Genomic DNA, 15291 nt, shown 5'->3' on the forward strand with positions numbered 1-15291 from the left:
CGGGCCCGCCGCACTACCCTGGCGCCATGAGCGCGCCGGGGGACGTGATCGACGGACGGTTCGAGCTGGTCGAGAAGCTCGGCAGCGGGGGCATGGGCACGGTCTGGAAAGCACTCGACCGTGTCCTGCACCGCGAGGTGGCCGTCAAGGAGGTCCGGCCGCCCGCCGGTCACGAGGAGGGCGAGGCCTCGCGGCGGTTGCGCGCACGCGTACTGCGCGAGGCCCGCGCCCAGGCCCGGATCAACCACCCCCACGTGGCCACCGTCCACCACGTCGTGGACGAGGGCCCGCACCCCTGGCTGGTGATGGAACTGCTGCCCGGCGGATCCCTCCAGCAGCGCCTGGACCGGGGACCGCTGGCACCCGCCGAGACGGCCCGGATCGGCCGCGAGGTCCTCGCCGGACTGCGCGCGGCCCACGCCGCCGGGATCCGTCACCGGGACGTGAAACCGGCCAACGTCCTGCTGCGGGCCGACGGTTCCGCCGTCCTGACCGACTTCGGCATCGCCGCGATCCAGGACGCCCCCTCGCTGACACCCACCGGGGACGTCATCGGAACCCCCGAGTACCTGGCGCCCGAGCGGATCCGCGGCCAGGACCTGCCCGCCTCCGACCTGTGGTCGCTCGGCGTGATGCTCTACGTGTGCGTCGAGGGGGTCAGCCCGATGCGGCGGGCCACCGGCCTGGCCACGCTGGCCGCCGTCCTGGACGATCCCGTCCCGCCCGCCCGACGGGCCGGCGCCCTGGGCCCCGTACTGGCGGACCTGCTGGTCCGCGATCCGGCGGCCCGGCCCGCCGCCGAGGAGCTCGACGCCCGGCTCGCGGCAGCCGCCGGCGCGGCCGCCCCTCCCCCGCCCGCCCTCGCGGACCGGGTCCCGCCACAGCCGCCACCACCGGCACCGCCCGCCCAGCCGTCCCCGCCCGCCCAGCCGGGCACGTCCCGCGGCCGTTTCGGCCCGCCGCCGCCGCTGCCCCGGAAACCGGCGCCCCGCGGCTGACGCCCGCCGGCCTCCGGGGCCGCCCCCTACAGCGTGTCGAGGAACCCGGCCGCGACCTTCCAGGCCTGCTCGGCGGCCTCGGCGTCGTAGTCGTCCAGACCCGGGTCGGTGAACAGGTGCCCGGCGCCCGGATAGCCGTGGACCTCCACGTCGGCCCCGGCCCGCTGCATCCGCAGGTACCAGGCCGTCAGCCAGTCGTGCGACTCGAAGGGGTCCGGGTCCGCCACGTGCAGCTGCACCGGCAGCCCGTCCACCGAGGCGTCGTCCTCCAGGTCCGCCGTGCCGTGCAGGAGCAGCAGCCCGCGCGCCTTGTCGTCGGCCAGCGCCAGGTGCTGCGCGAGGGAACCGCCCAAGGAGAACCCGGCGTAGACCAGACCCTGGTCGGAGTAAGGGGCGGCGGCCAGCACCGCGCGCTTGAGTAGCTCGTCACGGCCGATCTCGTCCCGGTGGGCCATGCCCTCCTCGACGGTGTCGAAGGTGCGGCCCTCGAAGAGATCCGGCACGTGCACCTGGTGCCCGGCCGCGCGGAGCCGGTCGGCCGCCTCCTGCACCGCGGGCCGCAGCCCGTACGTCGAATGGAACAGCATGATGTTCATACCCACCATCGTGCCAGTTTCCGCAGACCGCTTCCGGTTACGTTCATACCCATGGAGATGGACACCGTCCTGCGCCCCGCCCTGGTCATCGGCGGCACGCTGGTCGTCACCCTGATCGCCGGCCGGGTGCTGGACCTGCTGCTCCGCCGCGCCGACGCCCGGCATCCCGAAACCCCCCTGTGGGGCCTGCTGCGCCGCTGCCGCGTGCCCTTCCAGCTGGTGCTCGGCACATCGCTGCTGCGCGGCTCCTACCGCCAGGCGGGCATCCTCCCCGACCACCCCGTGGGCGTCGGCCGCTTCCTCACCCTGGTGCTGATCGCCTCCACCGCCTGGCTGGCCGTGAGGATCGCGACGGCCGCCGTCGACTCCGCCTACGCCCGCTACGCCGCGGCCACCGAGGACGACGCCCGGGTCCGCCGGGTCCGCACCCAGGTCACGCTGATCCAGCGGGTGGTGACCGCGGTGGTGGTCGTGGTCGCCGCGGCGGCCATGCTCCTGACGTTCCCGCCGATGCGGACGGTCGGCGCCTCGATGCTGGCCTCCGCGGGGGTGCTCGGCATCGTGGCGGGCATCGCCGCCCAGTCCTCGCTGAGCAACCTGTTCGCCGGCCTCCAGATCGCCTTCGGCGACACCGTGCGCATCGGCGACACGGTCGTGGTCGACAAGGAATGGGGCAGGGTCGAGGAGATCACCCTCACCTTCCTGACCGTCCGCACCTGGGACGAGCGCCGCATCACGATGCCGGTCTCGTACTTCACGAGCAAGCCGTACGAGAACTGGTCGCGCGGCGGCGCGCAGATGACCGGCACGGTCTTCTGGCACCTGGACCACAGCGCCCCCGTGGAACTGATGCGGGACCAGCTCCGGCACATCCTGAAGGACATCCCCGAGTGGGACGGCCGCGGCGCGAGCCTGGCGGTGACGGACACCACCCCGCACACCGTCCAGATCCGGGCGGTGGTCACGGCGAAGGACGCGGACGACGTCTGGACGGTGCGCTGCGCGGTCCGCGAGCGCCTGATCACCTGGCTCCTCACCCACCACCCCTACGCCCTCCCCCGCATCGCCACCTCCGAGGCCGCCCCCCGCCCCGGAGCCTGAGGCCGCCGCGGACGGCCCGGCCGTGCCTCAGAACGTCAGCCGGAACAGCGCGCCCCCGCCCGGTGCGGCCTCCGCCACCAGCTCGGCCCCGTGCGCCCGCGCGATCTGCCGGGCCATGGCCAGCCCCAGCCCCGAACCCGGCAGGGCCCGGGCGGCATCGGCCCGGTAGAACCGGTCGAAGACGTGCGGCAGGTCCTGCGCCGAGATCCCCGGTCCGTGGTCCCGCACCGTCAGCTCCGGACCCGACGGCAGGACCGCCAGCTCCACCTCCACCGGCATCCCGGCGGGGCTGAACTTCGCCGCGTTGTCCAGCAGGTTCCCCAGCAGCCGGCTCAGCCGCGCCGGCACCCCGGGCACCACGACCCCCCGCTCGGGCACCCGCACCCGGACCGGCACCCCCGGCCAGTGCGCCCGCGCCGCCTCGGCCCCGTGCTCCACGATCGAGTCCAGCCGGACCTCCTCCACCAGCGGCTGCGGCTCCTCGTCCCGCGCCAGCTCGATCAGGTCGTTCACCAGCCCCGTCACCTCGCGCAGCTGCCGCCCCAGCGCGGCCGACGCCCGCTCCCGCTGCTCCGGTGTGAGCCGCTCCGCCCGCCCCAGCAGTTCCGCGTTGGTCCGCAGCGCCGTCAGCGGGGTCCGCAGCTCGTGCGAGGCGTCCGCGACCAGTCTCCGCTGGGCGGTGACCGACTGCTCCAGCTCCCCCAGCATGGTGTTGAAGCTCCCGGCGAGCCGGGTGATCTCGTCCTCCCGCCCGGGAGGCCCCGGTGGGAGTTCGATGCGGTGCCGGGGATCCCGGGTGGCGGCGATCCGCTCGGCCGTCGCCGTCAGCCGGGTGACCGGGGCCAGGCCCGTCCGGGAGACCCAGTAGCCGAGGACCGCCGCGAGCAGCACCCCGGCCGCCGCCGTCAGGACGAGCCGGCGCGCGGCCTTCTCGATCCCGGCCTCGACGGTGTCGGCCCGCAGGGCGACCTGGATCGCCCGGCCCTTGGCGTAGTCGGTCGTCAGCATCCGGGCCGGATACCCGGCCAGCGTGATGTTGGTGAAGAACCCGTTCCTGCTGCCCGCCGCCACCTCCCGCGTGGCCGGGGTCACCGGCAGCAGCCCCGGCGTCCGGGGATCCTGGGCCGGGTCGGCCGGCACCACCTGCGCACACGCGGGCGCCGCCAGGTAGCGGCACTGCCCGGCCAGCACCCCCGGCGCGGCTCCCGGTTCGCTCTGCGCGGCGAGCCCGGCGGACTGCACGAGGGTGAGGTCGAGCTGCCGGTACAGCGCGGACCGTACGACGAGGAAGGCCGCCGCGCACACCCCCACCGCCACCAGGGCCACGGCGGCCGTGACGGCCAGCGCCAGCCGGGTCCGCAGCGGCCGCCGCCTGCGCCAGGCGGCCCCGAGCCTGCGCCGGCCCGCGCCGCTCACGCCTCGTCCAGCCGGTAGCCGACCCCGTGCACCGTGTGGACCAGCCGGGGCTCGCCCGCCGCCTCGAGCTTGCGGCGCAGGTAGCCGACGTACACCGCCAGGGAGTTGGAGTCCGGCCCGAAGTCCCGGCCCCACACCAGCTCCAGGATCAGCTCCCGCGGGAGCACCTGGCCGGGGTGGCGCAGGAGCAGTTCCAGCAGCGCGGCCTCGGTGCGGCTGAACTCCAGCGGCCGCCCGCCCCGCCGCCCGGTCCGGGTCGCCGGGTCCAGGGCGAGGTCGGCGAAGGCGAGCGGAGCGGCGTCCGGGGGCTCGGGGGCGGCCCGCCGCAGCAGCGCCCGTACCCGCGCGACCAGCTCGTCCAGGGCGAACGGTTTGACGAGGTAGTCGTCGGCCCCCGCCTCCAGGCCGTCCACGCGCTCGCTGACGGACGACAGCGCGGTGAGCACGAGCACGGGCGTACGGTCGCCCAGGGCGCGCAGCTGCCGGCACACGCCGAGCCCGTCGAGCACCGGCATCATCACGTCGAGCACGACCGCGTCGGGCTCCCAGGCCGCCACCTCCGACAGTGCCGCCAGCCCGTCCGCGGCGCCCCGCACCTCGTACCCCTCGACGGCCAGCCCGTCCTCGACGGCGGCCCGTACCTCGGGCTCGTCGTCGACCACCAGAATCCGATGCCTGTGCAAGGTGCTCATGGGCAAAGCCTGCCAAAGCCGTCGGTGTGAACCTCTTAGAACCTTCTTAAGTCGGGGACAGGAGCCGCCTCAGGAACCGGCGCCGCAACGCCCCGCGCATCCCAAGGCTTCTGGCTCTCTACCGTCCATGACAGTCCAGGCAGATCCGAGTTGTGCTGCCTCGGGTGGCTCCCCGATTGGCTCCCCGAGTGCCACCGCTGACCCTCAGGCCTCGGTGCGCTTCCACACTTCGGGACCCCCACCCTGCCAGGTGATCGGCCCGTCCTCGCTCAGGTCCACGTCCTCCAGGCCGGCGCGACGCAGAAACTCGGCAACGTCCCTCGGCGTCTGCGCGCGACCGAGGTCCACGTCCACACCGAGCGCATGAACGGTGACCTTCCGACCACCCTTCGGGGACACTGGATGCACGATGATTTCCGTCTGGTCCGACACGCCCCTAGCGTGCCGCGTCAGCGCCAGTCCAGCACGTGGAGCGCACGGTCCGGCCGACGGCGCGTCCGGGGATCCACACCCAGAGGTGGTCGGGTACGGGGGACCGTGGCCGATGGTGGAGCAGGCGATCTCCCGTACCCCGGCGTGCCCGATCGAGCGGGAAAACACGGGGACCCGGCCGTCATTTACGGACAGCGCACAGCATGGCGGCCCCTGACCGATTTATCTGGTCAGGGGCCACCGACCTGCGGTGGTCGTGGGATTTGAACCCGCGGTAACTTGCGCCACGACAGATTTCAAGAGCGCTCCGCACGCCGGAGGCAATCTCTGTCTGACCTGCACGTTCCCGTGCTCAGGCTCGCAATCCGGCGGTTCTGGCCCACGTATGGCCCGCAGGGCCTCGAATTGCCCTGTTGCCCAGCCGCCCCGGCAGCCTCCCCACAGGGATCCCGGCGCCCCGGAAGATTCGGGCCTAGGACACTTCTGCTGATCTCCGATGGCCTTAGCGCACCTCTGGAACCCTTCCCACCGCCAGCAGGTGTGAGCTGGCTGCGAGGAGCTCCGGGTAGGGCTCTGCCATCCGAGCAGCCGCCAGGACTGACTCGAAGAGAGCTTCGGAAGGAGCTTCCCCCGACTGCTGCTCCACCGCCTTCAGAGCCGACCAAGCGGGACCCTCCACTCCGAGGACGACGACGTCCTCCAGCCCCGCCGCAGTCAGCTCGCCAGCCAGTTCTTCAGCTCGGTGGAAAAAGGCGAGAGTGAACCCCCGTTTCCCGTCGTACACGGCCGTCCGGAGGATGGATGAAACGGACGTGTGTAGCCGCTCCGTGTGCAGATGGGCGTATGTCACGTGCTCGAACAGCGAGGCATACCGATTGATGGCCGCAGCAGCAACCACTCCGCCCGGCCGAGCAACCCGCACTGCCTCTGCGAGCGCCGCCCGCCGGTCTGCAGCGTCTGGAAGGTGGTACAGCGGGCCAAGAAGCTGAACGACGTCGTAGGAATCCGACGCCGCGGCGAGGGCCCTGGCGTCCCCAACGTCCGCGCGGCAGACCCTCGCAGCTTGCTCTACATGTCGGAGGACCGGGTCGACCAGATCTACGTCGTACCCGTCCTCAACCAGCCACTCTGCATGCACCCCCGTCCCGCCCCCCACGTCTAGGACTCGAGCCGGGGCATCCGGCAAGTACCTGCGGAGGATCTCCCGGGTTCGCAGTAGCTCAAGGCGTCCGTCCGCCGACGTCCTCAGACGCGCGCCCTCATCAATCGCGCTCTCGTAGAAAGTGCGGACCTCTGGTGCTAGCTCGTACGTTGACATGCCCGAAGTATTCTGTACCGGTGGACCAGTCCACCAGGGCCTAAGGGGAATCATGGCTGTACTCAAATACGAGGAGATCGCCGAGTCTCTGCGGGCACAGATCGCCAACGGGGAGTTTCCGCCCGGCACGGCGATTCCATCCGGCCGTGACTTGGCTGAACAGTGGTCGGTCTCGCGCGCCACCGCCATCAAGGCCGTGGACGTCCTGCGCGCAGACGGCATCGTCGAGGCCCGCCAAGGGACCGGCTTCATCGTGGTCGAGACACCAGTGGGCCGCCCGGCTGGCGCGCGGCACGCCGGCGCAGCACGGGTCTCGGGCGGGATGCCATTCCAGCGGATCGGCAACCCGGAGTGGACCGTCCCCCCGGCGCACATCGCCGGGGCGCTCGGGATGGATGAGGGTGAGGAGGCTCTCCTCCGAGCCCGGCTCATGCACTACCCGGATGGCACGCCACACAGCTACGTCACCGCCTGGTTTCCGCCGTCGATCGCGAGGAATGCGCCCCGGCTTGCTCAGACGGCTCCCATCTCTGAGGGCACGACGCGGTACATCCGCCGGCAGACCGGTCGGTTCCCTGTCGAGGGATCGGACACAACGACCGTTCGCCTGGCGTCGCCGGTCGAGGCGGAGCGCCTGCGGTTGGACCAGCCCACTGCCGTCGCGGTGGTACTCCACGTGGCTACGGACCACGAGGGTGGCGCTCTGGTGTGCGAAGAGGGCGTAACTCCCGAGGGGACATACGAGCGCACCGAGAGCTATCCGATGTAGCCCAACCCCTCCCGCCAGCTGGACCGGTCCACCGGTTCAGCTTTTTTCTTGCCTTAAAACTGCGTCCCGACCAGGCATTTTTGACGGTCAATCACCATGACTCGTGGCGAAGGGAGTTGACTGGACCGGTCCACCGGTCCAGTCTTAGTGCGTGGCAACGACTCGCCGAAATGCGAGCCGAAGTCACTTCGAGGGGCCTTCTTTGGGCTGCTCGGAGCACCCGCATCACCTTGTGCGTCCGGCGTGTCCCGCTTCGGCGGGAGGCCTTGCGGCCTACCGCGCCCGTCGGAGAGCCGTCGTTGTTTGAGAACTCCACAGAGTGATCCACCGCTGTATCACGGCCTACCACGCCGACCGGAGCGAGTGGAGACCAGCCGATCGAGAACGAGCCTGCGTCACACCGGGCCCAACACCCCCACAGGGGGACACGCCATCGGCTCTAAAGAACCACCCGGCCGACATGGGGCCGCGATGACCTCCAGAGACAGGGACCGCCTCTGGAGCGAGCGGCGCCGGGTGAGCCCAGTCCCACAACAGAACGCCGCTGCCGCGGGAGATCCGCGGTCGGCTGCCTCCTCTGCCCGTCCGCCGCTTCGGCGTCGTACGGGCGGGGTGACAGGGAGCCGAGTACACCCGCTCCATCCCCAACGTAGTGCAGCCCCCGGCGTGTCCGCGCCGAGGGCTGCTGAGTCCCGTTCCTCTACAGAAGGAGCAAGACCCATGAAGTCCATCGCTGCACTTCAGAACGTTGTTACGCCGTGGTCCGACAGCCTGGAGCCGTCGGACGCGGAGCTGAATGCGATTGAGGCTGAGATGCCCGTGGTCCTGGCCGAGGTCGAGTTGCTGGACGCGCTGATTGTCCTACTGGACAGGCCTGCGTCGGAGTTCGACGGCCGCCGGATCCGCAGGGCCCACAACCGGGTGCTGACCGCCCGCCGGGACGCGGCCAACCGCGCCACCGGCACGCAGGTCTCGGGGGACGCGGCATGAACAACCACACCGAAGCCCACGTCGACCTGCTGGAAGCGATCGTGGAAGCGCTGAGCCTGCCGCTGCCGTCCATCGAGGAGGCGGACGAGCGGCTCTACCACCGGCTGCTGGAGCGCCGGGCGCTCGCCGTGCGGATCATCGTGCAGGTTAACCGGACCGTCAGCAGGGACCCGCGGATGGCTGCGGACGCGATCCGTACCCGGACCGCCGAAGAGCCCGTCACCTACACCCCGTTCGAGCCGGACGAGGACGGGGACGGCCGGTGAGCGGGCGTCCGCCGCTGGAGCAGATCGCCGCTCTGACGGGGCTGTTGTCGCGGCTGACTCGGGTCCTGGTGGCTGTGGCGTCCGTGGCGTTGGTGTTCACCGCGTCGAACGTGACGATGTTCGCCATCGACCATCACGTGTCCGTGTGGATCGCGTGGCTGCTGGACCCGATGGTCGCGGTGGCGCTCGGCACGGTCCTGATCTTCGACGGGCGGCTGTCGGAGTACGGCCTGTACCCGTCGGGGTGGGCGACGGTGCTGCGGTGGTTCGCCGGTCTCGGGACCTGGGTGATGAACTGCTGGACGTCGCTGTGGCCGGCGGGATCCTCCTTCGGGATTCCCCGGGAGGTGGACCCGGCCGGTCTCGTGCTCCACTCCGTCCCCCCGGTCCTCCTGATCGTTCTGGCCGAGGCCATCAGCCACTACCGCCACCAGATCCTCTCGAAAATCACCGAGCTCCAGGCTCAGGTGGACGCTGCGGTGGAAGGGGTGGAAGCCACCCCCGCCGCCACGCCGTCCACCCCGTCCACCGGCCCCGGGCCGCTGAGTGCGCCGCTGGAGCCGGTGGCCGCGCCGGTGCGGCCGATTCCGCTGGTCATCTGTGGTGACCGGCAGGTGTTCCACCCCCAGTTCCCCCTGCCGTCCACCCCGGTCCACTCCAACGAGTTGGTACCGGCTCGGCTGTCGGCGGAGGAGGCTGCGAACGTGATCCGTGCCTGCTGGGTGCAGGGCACTTCGCTGCCGGAGGCGGCCCGGCTTTCCACCCGTTCCACCTCCTACGTCCACAAGATCTACCAGCGCCTCAACGAGTCCCGGCAAGCCCGCGACGTCCTCACCCTGGCGGTGTCCTGATGGCCACCGCCAACCTCCCCGTCTACTCATGGAGGCTCGCTCCCGACGGGCTCGCCACCCGTCGGCAGCTCCGCGCCCTGGGCCTGCGGCCCGGCGGCCAGGATGTCGTCGCCCAGGTCGAGCGGCCCCGCCGACGGCGTGGGCCGCTGGTCGCCTACCTCTACCGGGTCGACCGGGCCCGCCCGGTCCGGCCGATGACCGAACGGCGGGCCGCTGCCCTCGCGAAGGCCAACGCGGCCCGCCGCTGGTGCCCGTCCTGCCGCCGGGATGCCGGGTACGTGATCCCGGCCTCGCTCGGCATGTGCACCCCGTGCGCCTACCCGCAGCCCGATCAGCCCGTCAGACCCGCACCGTCCACGCACTGGAAGGAGGAACCCTCATGCCCGGTATCGACTGGGACAAGGAGTTCACCCGCATGAACCCCGCCACCCCGGAGAAGGCCGGCACGCCGTCGAAGTTCTCCGCCAAGTTCGGCGGGGTACGCCGCAACACCGCCGCTCTCGCCGTGTGCGGCACCATCGCCGTCCTCGCCGTGTGCGGGACGGTCGTGGCCGTCACCAGCATGCAGGGCGACCAAGCCGCCCAGGACCGCGCCCGCGCCAAGGAGCAGGCCGCGAACACCCTGGTGGAGGTGGAGGCCGACAGGCAGCGGGCGCAGACCGAGGAGTCCGCGGCCAAGGCCCTGTACGAGCGGGAGATGGCGGTCTACCTGGAGTGCATGAAGGTCCGGGCGGCGGCCGTGGCCAAGGCGGCCTCGTATGAGGTCTCGCGGATCCCTTCGTGCGCCGCCCCGACCCTCGGCGGCAAGACCCCCAAGGCCAAGCCCGGGGAAGCCGGCGGCGCCGGTGACGGCATCACGTCGAGCCCGTGGCTGTGGGTGGCGCTCGTCGGCGGCGGCGGACTGGTCGCCTACAAGAAGCTCTCGACGCCCTCCGGTTCCGGTGCGGTCGCCCCCGCGAACAACAAGGGATTCACCTTCGAGAAGGGTGCCTGAGAATGACGCTCCAGTTCTTCGCCCTGGCCCTGTTCTGCTGGGCACTGTTCTTCACCTTCAAGAAGACCAAGGGAAAGCAGATGGTGATCTGCATCATGCTGATCGTCTCCGGGATCTTCCTCCCGTACACGCCGTTCAGCGACGAGATCCGCAGCACCCTCGAATCCGTCTTCAACACCGCGAACGACACCGTCAACGACATCGGCACATCACGCTGAGTCGACCCTGCGCCGGTTACCGGTTACCGGTTACAGCCCCCAGACTCCGCCCCAGAACCCTTCTGGGCGGCCCGAACCGGCGTCCGCAGGGCCTGTAACCGGTAACCGGTAACCGCTGACAACTACACAGTGTCACGGAAGGAGGGTCGTGGAACTCCTCATCCTGCTCGCCATCACCTATCTCGTCGGCGTGGACAACACCCACGGCAAGTACGAACAGGCGGGCATCAAGAAGCCCCCGCCCAAACCGAAATCCACATGGCAGCCGACCCGGGCACCGGACACCTTCCGAAACGCCCCCTACAACGCTGCCGCGAAAGCCCATTACGGGCTGCTGGCGGGCGCTCATTGGGCCGGGGGACTGCGTGACGGATGGCGCTCCGCCTATCTCAAGAAGCCGGGCGTTGCGCCTTCCGGTTCGGCTTCCGCCGCAACGCCGCCGGGGCCCTCTTCGCCTGCCGCCGGGGCAACGGTGCCGCCGAAGCCGACCACCCCGCCGGCACCCTCCACGCCCCCGACGACGCCGCCGAAGCCCCCGGCACCGCCTCCGTCGCCGCCGACCGAAGCGCACCCCGCGTCGGCCGACGCGCCTCCCCCGCCTGCTGCGGAGCCAACGATCCCGCCGTCCGGCACTATCCCTCGCCCGCCCGTTGTCACGATCCCCGAGCAGATCAGGAAGGACCCCGCGATGCAGCCCAACCCGCCCATCCCGCACACCGCGACTGTCGATGCCGAGGGCGTCCACGTCACGACCGCTGCGGGGAAGTCCCGTACCTACAGCGGCGGTGAGGTCATGACCCTCACGCAGGTCATCGATCTCGCCGAGGGCGCCGCGACCCTGTGCCAGTCCAGCTCCGAGACCGCGTTGGAGCTGGTGGACGAGTCGACGCAGCTGGCCGCGGACTGCGACGAGCTGATCGCCGAGATCACTGAGAAGGGCGTCGGCGCGAACCTGATCGGCAAATGCGAGCACCTGAAGGAGCAGCTCGACCTCCAGGCTGCCGCCGCTCAGAAGCTTCATGACCAGATCCAGGGCGGTGAGGAGGCGTGCCGGACCGCGTCGGCGAACGCCGAAGTCCGCCACGGCGGCATCTTCCGTGCCGTGGCGGACTCGCCGCTGACCAAGCCCGCCGAACGCGACTTCTACAACGCCCGATAGACGAGGAGCAGTACGGATGTCTGTCACCGAGACTCTGAAGGACGCCGCGACGTACGCGGCGCTGCGGACGAAGCTGGCCTGGCTCACCCATCAGGTTCACGCGCACGGCGAGACCGTCACCAAGGTCGCCGCCGATGTCGACGAGACGGCGGAGCAGATGCAGGACGCTGCCGAGACGATGAAGGCGCTGGCCGTGGACGCGGCCACCACCGCCGAGTTCGCCGACGCGGCGCTGACCATGACCGGCGCGAAGGAAGCGGCCGGTGCCTATACGGCGGCGGCGGACAGCGCGGCCGCGGCCGCCGACGACGCCAAGACGACCGTCGAGTCCGAGCACGGGGGCATCGCCGACGCGGTGGAGACCTCGCCGGTCGAGATGGCCGAAGCCGCCTTCTACACCCAGCAGTAGGAAGGAGCAGGGCCATGGGGCCGACTCGAGCACAGTTCATCCAGTACGCGCCCGCCGCTCTCGCCGTGGGGGCGCTCGCGGTCGGCCCGTGGTCCGCTCTCGCCGCTGCGGCGGCCGGGGCGGGGGCGTGGGCCATCAGTGCTTCCGCCCCCGCCCTGCGGTCCCTGATCGCCTGTGGGATCACGGCCAGCGGCTGCGGCATCGCCGCCCACCAGATCCTCACCTCCGGCATGGACCCTCTGTTCGCCCTCGGCCTCGCCGTACCGGCCGGGGCCGCGGCCCTGGCCCACTACCGCAACACCGGCGGCGAACCCGCAGTGCTGACCGCCACGCTGGCTGCGGCGGGGGCGGGGCAGTCCTCGCAGGTGCAGGTGATCACAGCCTGGTGGGCGGAGTTCATCTCCGGCCCGACCCAGACCGAGGGCCGCAAGCTCATCCAGCCCGGGGCCATGCTCGCGCACCTCGCCCTGGACGTCGGGGACGAGCACGTGTCGTTCGCCGGGGTCATCACGGTGCCTCAGGGCCAGCAGGTGAGGGTGAAGGCCGCCGACATCGCCTCCGTCTACCGGATCCCTGTCTCGCAGGTGGAGCTGGGCGACCCGAAGCACTACGCCCCGAACGCGCTTCCGGTCACCGTCCACCTCAAGAAGCCGTCGGCGGTGCCGGAGATCGCGGCCGGCGTGCCGACGACGCCCGAGGAGTTGTGGGCCGCGCACGTCGCCATCCCCGACGGAGCGATGCCCGGCACCCGCCTGACCCTCACCCGCTACGACGGCCCCCTGGACTGGGAAGGCATCGCCACCCGCGACCGCAAGGCCATCGGAACCGTCAACATCCAGGACCTGGCCGGGAACCTCGACCTTTCGAGCATCCAGGTTGCCCTGGCCGCCACCGACAAGCCCACGCAGATGGGCGTGCGTGTGATGAAGGAGCACACGCTCATGCACGGCACGATGCTCTCCGCCGTCGTCGACGAGCTGGCGATCGACTCCCGCGGATACGTCCGCCTGGGCACCTACATCGACGCCAGTGCCGCCCTCGTCCCCCTCGCCCAGCCCGGCTCCGGCGCCCGCCACCTCTACCTCGTCGGCGGATCCCGCTCCGGAAAATCCGGAGTACTGGAACAGATCCTCCTCTCCGCCCACCAGTCCCGGATCGCGGTCATCCTCTCCTCCCCGCAGGCCGGCACCATCGCCGGAGCACCCCTGGCCGCTCACTGCGGCGACGGCCTGGACGAAGCGATGGGCGCCCTGCGCCTGGCCTACGCGCTGATGCTCGACCGCGAGAGCCGCTACCGCTCCCCGTCCTTCCCCTTCACCGACCCCCTGGTCCTGACCGTCATCGACGAAGCCCACATGCTGCTGGCCACCTCCTCCCCCTACCACGCAGAGGCCAAGGCGATCGTCGAGCAGATGACCCGCCGCTCCCTCAAACGCGGCATCGGCATGGTCCTGGCCACCCAGACCCCACTCGCCGAAGACCTCGGCAACTCCTCCATCATCCGCTCACAGCTCCTGATCGGCGGCGGCGCCGTCTTCCTGCGCTGCGCCAAGGGCCAGGGCTCCCTGGTCGGCGCGAACGCGGTCCAGGGGGCGGAGGGGATCGACCTGTCGCTGATCCCCGACTCCTGGCCCGGCCAGGCCCGGAAAGTCGCCGACCGCGACATGTCCGGCCTGGACACCACCGCCGTCGCCAAGCCCGAGGACGCCACCTTCGGCCTGGGCTACCTCCTCACCCCCGGATCCCAGGCCGTCCAGTTCCGCTCCCTCTACCTCGACGTCCCGCCCGCCACCCTCGCCGGAAACCAGCCCGCCGTCGCCATGGAGGACTGCGAAGCCTGGCAGCACGCGGACGCGATCACGCAGACCCCGATGGTCGACCAGCGCGGCAGAAACCTGATCGGCAGCCTCGCCGACCTCCTCACCAAAGCCCAGCACGGAGCATCCGCACTGCCCCAGCAGCCAGCCCAGAACGACCCTGCCAACCCCGCACCCGCTTCGGACGGACAGGAACTGATCAAGCCGCGCATCCTCGAACTCCTGCGAGAGGCATCCATCCCCATGACCGCCGAGATCATCGCCCGAAAGCTCGGCACCACCGCGAACAAGATCAAGCCCCGCCTGACCGAGCTGAAGAAGCGAGACGAGGTCACCAACGAAAACGGACTGTGGAGGGCCACATGAACCGCACCACAACCCGCTTCAACCCCATCGACCCCGACCTGTACGCAACCGCGTTCCAGCTCCTCGACCCCACCCCGGAACCCGACGCCCCCGCATCGCTGGCCGCGCCCGTGCCGGTTTCCGCGGCCCCGCCCGTGCACCGGCCGGGGCCGGTCGAGAAGACCCTCACCGACGCCCTCGCCTTCCTCGACACCCACGGCTGGGCCAAACACCGGCTCATCCACCCCGAGGGCTCCCGCTGCTCCATCGGCGCCCTCCGCGCAGCCGCCGGCACCCGCAACACCGCCTACCGCGACGCCGGGAACCTCCTCCTGGACGAAGCCCGCCGCCAGCACGGCGACCACTGGGAGGCGATCCCCTCCTGGAACGACTCCCACACCGGCCCGCAGGTACGCGCCGTGTGGGAGGCAGCCATCCAGCGCGCACACCACCAGAACATCTGATCCGGCTGGAGCCACCTCGTGTCGTTCTCGTTCACCGACCCCAGACCGAACAACAAACCAGCTTTCTCCTTCACCGAGCCCAACCCGGCGGACCTGGACGAGCAGTTGCAGGCGATCGCCGACCTGGCCCACGAAATCCTCCGCCTCACCGCCGAGGTCCGCACGCAGATCCGCAGCTGAGCGCACCGCAAGCACGACAAGGGGCGGCCCCGTCTCGGCGAAGTCCGGGCCGGGCCGCCCTCATCTCCCAGTCCGTGTATCAGATCTGAGGAGACTCATGTACATCACATTCCCGGCCGGGGACGACTACCGGCCCGCCATCGAAACCGGCCGCTGCGTTCACTGCGCGGGCCTCATCCGCTGGGTCGCCTGCCCCACCGGCGGCTGGTGGGCCCACGAGCGGCACCCCGTCGACGGCCACGACGCCGAAGCCGACGCCTGACAACGGGACGGCCC

The 15291-nt window shown here is 71.0% G+C and carries 18 protein-coding genes and 2 pseudogenes; 15 read left to right on the forward strand and 5 right to left on the reverse strand.

The genetic code is table 11. From position 1 onward, the window contains the following. Nucleotides 1-26: 26 nt before the first annotated feature. A pseudogene (locus ACTVZO_RS11885) lies at nucleotides 27-983 on the forward strand (serine/threonine-protein kinase); the annotation flags it as partial. A 41-nt stretch (nucleotides 984-1024) separates the two neighbouring features. Here the strand turns inward: ACTVZO_RS11885 and ACTVZO_RS11890 are convergent. Beyond that, a complete protein-coding gene (locus ACTVZO_RS11890) occupies nucleotides 1025-1594 on the reverse strand; it encodes a dienelactone hydrolase family protein (protein ID WP_443298347.1) in 570 nt (189 codons plus the stop codon). Between the two features lie 57 nt (nucleotides 1595-1651). Between ACTVZO_RS11890 and ACTVZO_RS11895 the strand changes: the two genes are divergently transcribed. Further along, nucleotides 1652-2695: a mechanosensitive ion channel family protein gene (locus ACTVZO_RS11895; protein WP_443303126.1), complete on the forward strand. Its 1044-nt coding sequence runs from the start codon at nucleotides 1652-1654 to the stop codon at nucleotides 2693-2695. 27 nt (nucleotides 2696-2722) lie between these two features. On the opposite strand, the gene ACTVZO_RS11900 is transcribed toward ACTVZO_RS11895, so the two are convergent. The 4 genes from ACTVZO_RS11900 to ACTVZO_RS11915 form a co-directional block, all read right to left on the reverse strand. Then, on the reverse strand, nucleotides 2723-4111 hold the full coding sequence (locus tag ACTVZO_RS11900) for a sensor histidine kinase (RefSeq protein WP_443298348.1): 1389 nt from the start codon (nucleotides 4109-4111) through the stop codon (nucleotides 2723-2725). Beyond that, entirely contained in the window at nucleotides 4108-4803 is a 696-nt protein-coding gene (locus ACTVZO_RS11905) for a response regulator transcription factor (protein ID WP_443298349.1), read from the reverse strand. The genes ACTVZO_RS11900 and ACTVZO_RS11905 overlap by 4 nt, the downstream gene beginning before the upstream one ends. A 204-nt stretch (nucleotides 4804-5007) precedes the next feature. Beyond that, a complete protein-coding gene (locus ACTVZO_RS11910) occupies nucleotides 5008-5235 on the reverse strand; it encodes a hypothetical protein (RefSeq protein WP_443298350.1) in 228 nt (75 codons plus the stop codon). 502 nt (nucleotides 5236-5737) lie between these two features. Then, nucleotides 5738-6553 (reverse strand): class I SAM-dependent methyltransferase, encoded by an 816-nt coding sequence (locus ACTVZO_RS11915; protein WP_443298351.1) that lies wholly within the window; start codon nucleotides 6551-6553, stop codon nucleotides 5738-5740. A gap of 52 nt (nucleotides 6554-6605) precedes the next feature. Here ACTVZO_RS11915 and ACTVZO_RS11920 point away from each other — a divergent pair, with 52 nt between their 5' ends. The 13 genes and pseudogenes from ACTVZO_RS11920 (at nucleotide 6606) to ACTVZO_RS11980 (ending at nucleotide 15277) form a co-directional block, all read left to right on the forward strand. After that, nucleotides 6606-7322 carry a GntR family transcriptional regulator gene (locus tag ACTVZO_RS11920; RefSeq protein ID WP_443298352.1) on the forward strand — a complete coding sequence of 239 codons (717 nt, stop codon included), beginning with the start codon at nucleotides 6606-6608 and terminating at the stop codon, nucleotides 7320-7322. 720 nt (nucleotides 7323-8042) lie between these two features. Then, the gene (locus ACTVZO_RS11925; RefSeq protein ID WP_443298353.1) at nucleotides 8043-8312 is read left to right on the forward strand and encodes a DUF6284 family protein; all 270 of its coding nucleotides are present in this window, start codon (nucleotides 8043-8045) and stop codon (nucleotides 8310-8312) included. Next, the gene (locus tag ACTVZO_RS11930; protein WP_443298354.1) at nucleotides 8309-8578 is read left to right on the forward strand and encodes a hypothetical protein; all 270 of its coding nucleotides are present in this window, start codon (nucleotides 8309-8311) and stop codon (nucleotides 8576-8578) included. The genes ACTVZO_RS11925 and ACTVZO_RS11930 overlap by 4 nt, the downstream gene beginning before the upstream one ends. Continuing rightward, complete coding sequence (locus ACTVZO_RS11935; RefSeq protein WP_443298355.1) at nucleotides 8575-9429, forward strand: hypothetical protein; 855 nt, start codon at nucleotides 8575-8577, stop codon at nucleotides 9427-9429. The genes ACTVZO_RS11930 and ACTVZO_RS11935 overlap by 4 nt, the downstream gene beginning before the upstream one ends. Further along, nucleotides 9429-9767 (forward strand): annotated as a pseudogene (locus ACTVZO_RS11940) (RRQRL motif-containing zinc-binding protein); the annotation flags it as partial. The gene ACTVZO_RS11935 and the pseudogene ACTVZO_RS11940, both read left to right, overlap by 1 nt. 41 nt (nucleotides 9768-9808) lie before the next feature. Then, nucleotides 9809-10423 carry a hypothetical protein gene (locus ACTVZO_RS11945; RefSeq protein ID WP_443298356.1) on the forward strand — a complete coding sequence of 205 codons (615 nt, stop codon included), beginning with the start codon at nucleotides 9809-9811 and terminating at the stop codon, nucleotides 10421-10423. Nucleotides 10424-10425: 2 nt separating this feature from the next. Then, on the forward strand, nucleotides 10426-10641 hold the full coding sequence (locus ACTVZO_RS11950) for a hypothetical protein (protein ID WP_443298357.1): 216 nt from the start codon (nucleotides 10426-10428) through the stop codon (nucleotides 10639-10641). Between the two features lie 148 nt (nucleotides 10642-10789). Beyond that, nucleotides 10790-11800: a hypothetical protein gene (locus ACTVZO_RS11955; protein ID WP_443298358.1), complete on the forward strand. Its 1011-nt coding sequence runs from the start codon at nucleotides 10790-10792 to the stop codon at nucleotides 11798-11800. A gap of 16 nt (nucleotides 11801-11816) precedes the next feature. Next, nucleotides 11817-12209 carry a hypothetical protein gene (locus ACTVZO_RS11960; RefSeq protein WP_443298359.1) on the forward strand — a complete coding sequence of 131 codons (393 nt, stop codon included), beginning with the start codon at nucleotides 11817-11819 and terminating at the stop codon, nucleotides 12207-12209. A 14-nt stretch (nucleotides 12210-12223) separates the two neighbouring features. Beyond that, the gene (locus ACTVZO_RS11965) at nucleotides 12224-14392 is read left to right on the forward strand and encodes a hypothetical protein (protein ID WP_443298360.1); all 2169 of its coding nucleotides are present in this window, start codon (nucleotides 12224-12226) and stop codon (nucleotides 14390-14392) included. After that, nucleotides 14389-14835, forward strand: coding sequence for a DUF6197 family protein (locus tag ACTVZO_RS11970; protein WP_443298361.1), 447 nt, complete (start codon nucleotides 14389-14391; stop codon nucleotides 14833-14835). The genes ACTVZO_RS11965 and ACTVZO_RS11970 overlap by 4 nt, the downstream gene beginning before the upstream one ends. 18 nt (nucleotides 14836-14853) lie before the next feature. After that, the gene (locus ACTVZO_RS11975) at nucleotides 14854-15015 is read left to right on the forward strand and encodes a hypothetical protein (protein ID WP_443298362.1); all 162 of its coding nucleotides are present in this window, start codon (nucleotides 14854-14856) and stop codon (nucleotides 15013-15015) included. A gap of 97 nt (nucleotides 15016-15112) precedes the next feature. Further along, nucleotides 15113-15277: a hypothetical protein gene (locus ACTVZO_RS11980; RefSeq protein ID WP_443298363.1), complete on the forward strand. Its 165-nt coding sequence runs from the start codon at nucleotides 15113-15115 to the stop codon at nucleotides 15275-15277. Nucleotides 15278-15291 lie beyond the last annotated feature (14 nt).

The sequence above is a fragment of the Streptomyces sp. IBSNAI002 genome, assembly GCF_052244475.1.
In the GTDB taxonomy this organism is placed as follows: domain Bacteria; phylum Actinomycetota; class Actinomycetes; order Streptomycetales; family Streptomycetaceae; genus Streptomyces.

Bases quoted from the DNA above. Each gene is read 5' to 3' on its own strand.
- ACTVZO_RS11890 (WP_443298347.1), bottom strand. From the start codon at position 1,594: ATGAACATCATGCTGTTCCATTCGACGTACGGGCTGCGGCCCGCGGTG.
- ACTVZO_RS11895 (WP_443303126.1), top strand. From the start codon at position 1,652: ATGGACACCGTCCTGCGCCCCGCCCTGGTCATCGGCGGCACGCTGGTC.
- ACTVZO_RS11905 (WP_443298349.1), bottom strand. From the start codon at position 4,803: ATGAGCACCTTGCACAGGCATCGGATTCTGGTGGTCGACGACGAGCCC.
- ACTVZO_RS11915 (WP_443298351.1), bottom strand. From the start codon at position 6,553: ATGTCAACGTACGAGCTAGCACCAGAGGTCCGCACTTTCTACGAGAGC.
- ACTVZO_RS11920 (WP_443298352.1), top strand. From the start codon at position 6,606: ATGGCTGTACTCAAATACGAGGAGATCGCCGAGTCTCTGCGGGCACAG.
- ACTVZO_RS11925 (WP_443298353.1), top strand. From the start codon at position 8,043: ATGAAGTCCATCGCTGCACTTCAGAACGTTGTTACGCCGTGGTCCGAC.
- ACTVZO_RS11930 (WP_443298354.1), top strand. From the start codon at position 8,309: ATGAACAACCACACCGAAGCCCACGTCGACCTGCTGGAAGCGATCGTG.
- ACTVZO_RS11945 (WP_443298356.1), top strand. From the start codon at position 9,809: ATGCCCGGTATCGACTGGGACAAGGAGTTCACCCGCATGAACCCCGCC.
- ACTVZO_RS11950 (WP_443298357.1), top strand. From the start codon at position 10,426: ATGACGCTCCAGTTCTTCGCCCTGGCCCTGTTCTGCTGGGCACTGTTC.
- ACTVZO_RS11960 (WP_443298359.1), top strand. From the start codon at position 11,817: ATGTCTGTCACCGAGACTCTGAAGGACGCCGCGACGTACGCGGCGCTG.
- ACTVZO_RS11965 (WP_443298360.1), top strand. From the start codon at position 12,224: ATGGGGCCGACTCGAGCACAGTTCATCCAGTACGCGCCCGCCGCTCTC.
- ACTVZO_RS11970 (WP_443298361.1), top strand. From the start codon at position 14,389: ATGAACCGCACCACAACCCGCTTCAACCCCATCGACCCCGACCTGTAC.
- ACTVZO_RS11980 (WP_443298363.1), top strand. From the start codon at position 15,113: ATGTACATCACATTCCCGGCCGGGGACGACTACCGGCCCGCCATCGAA.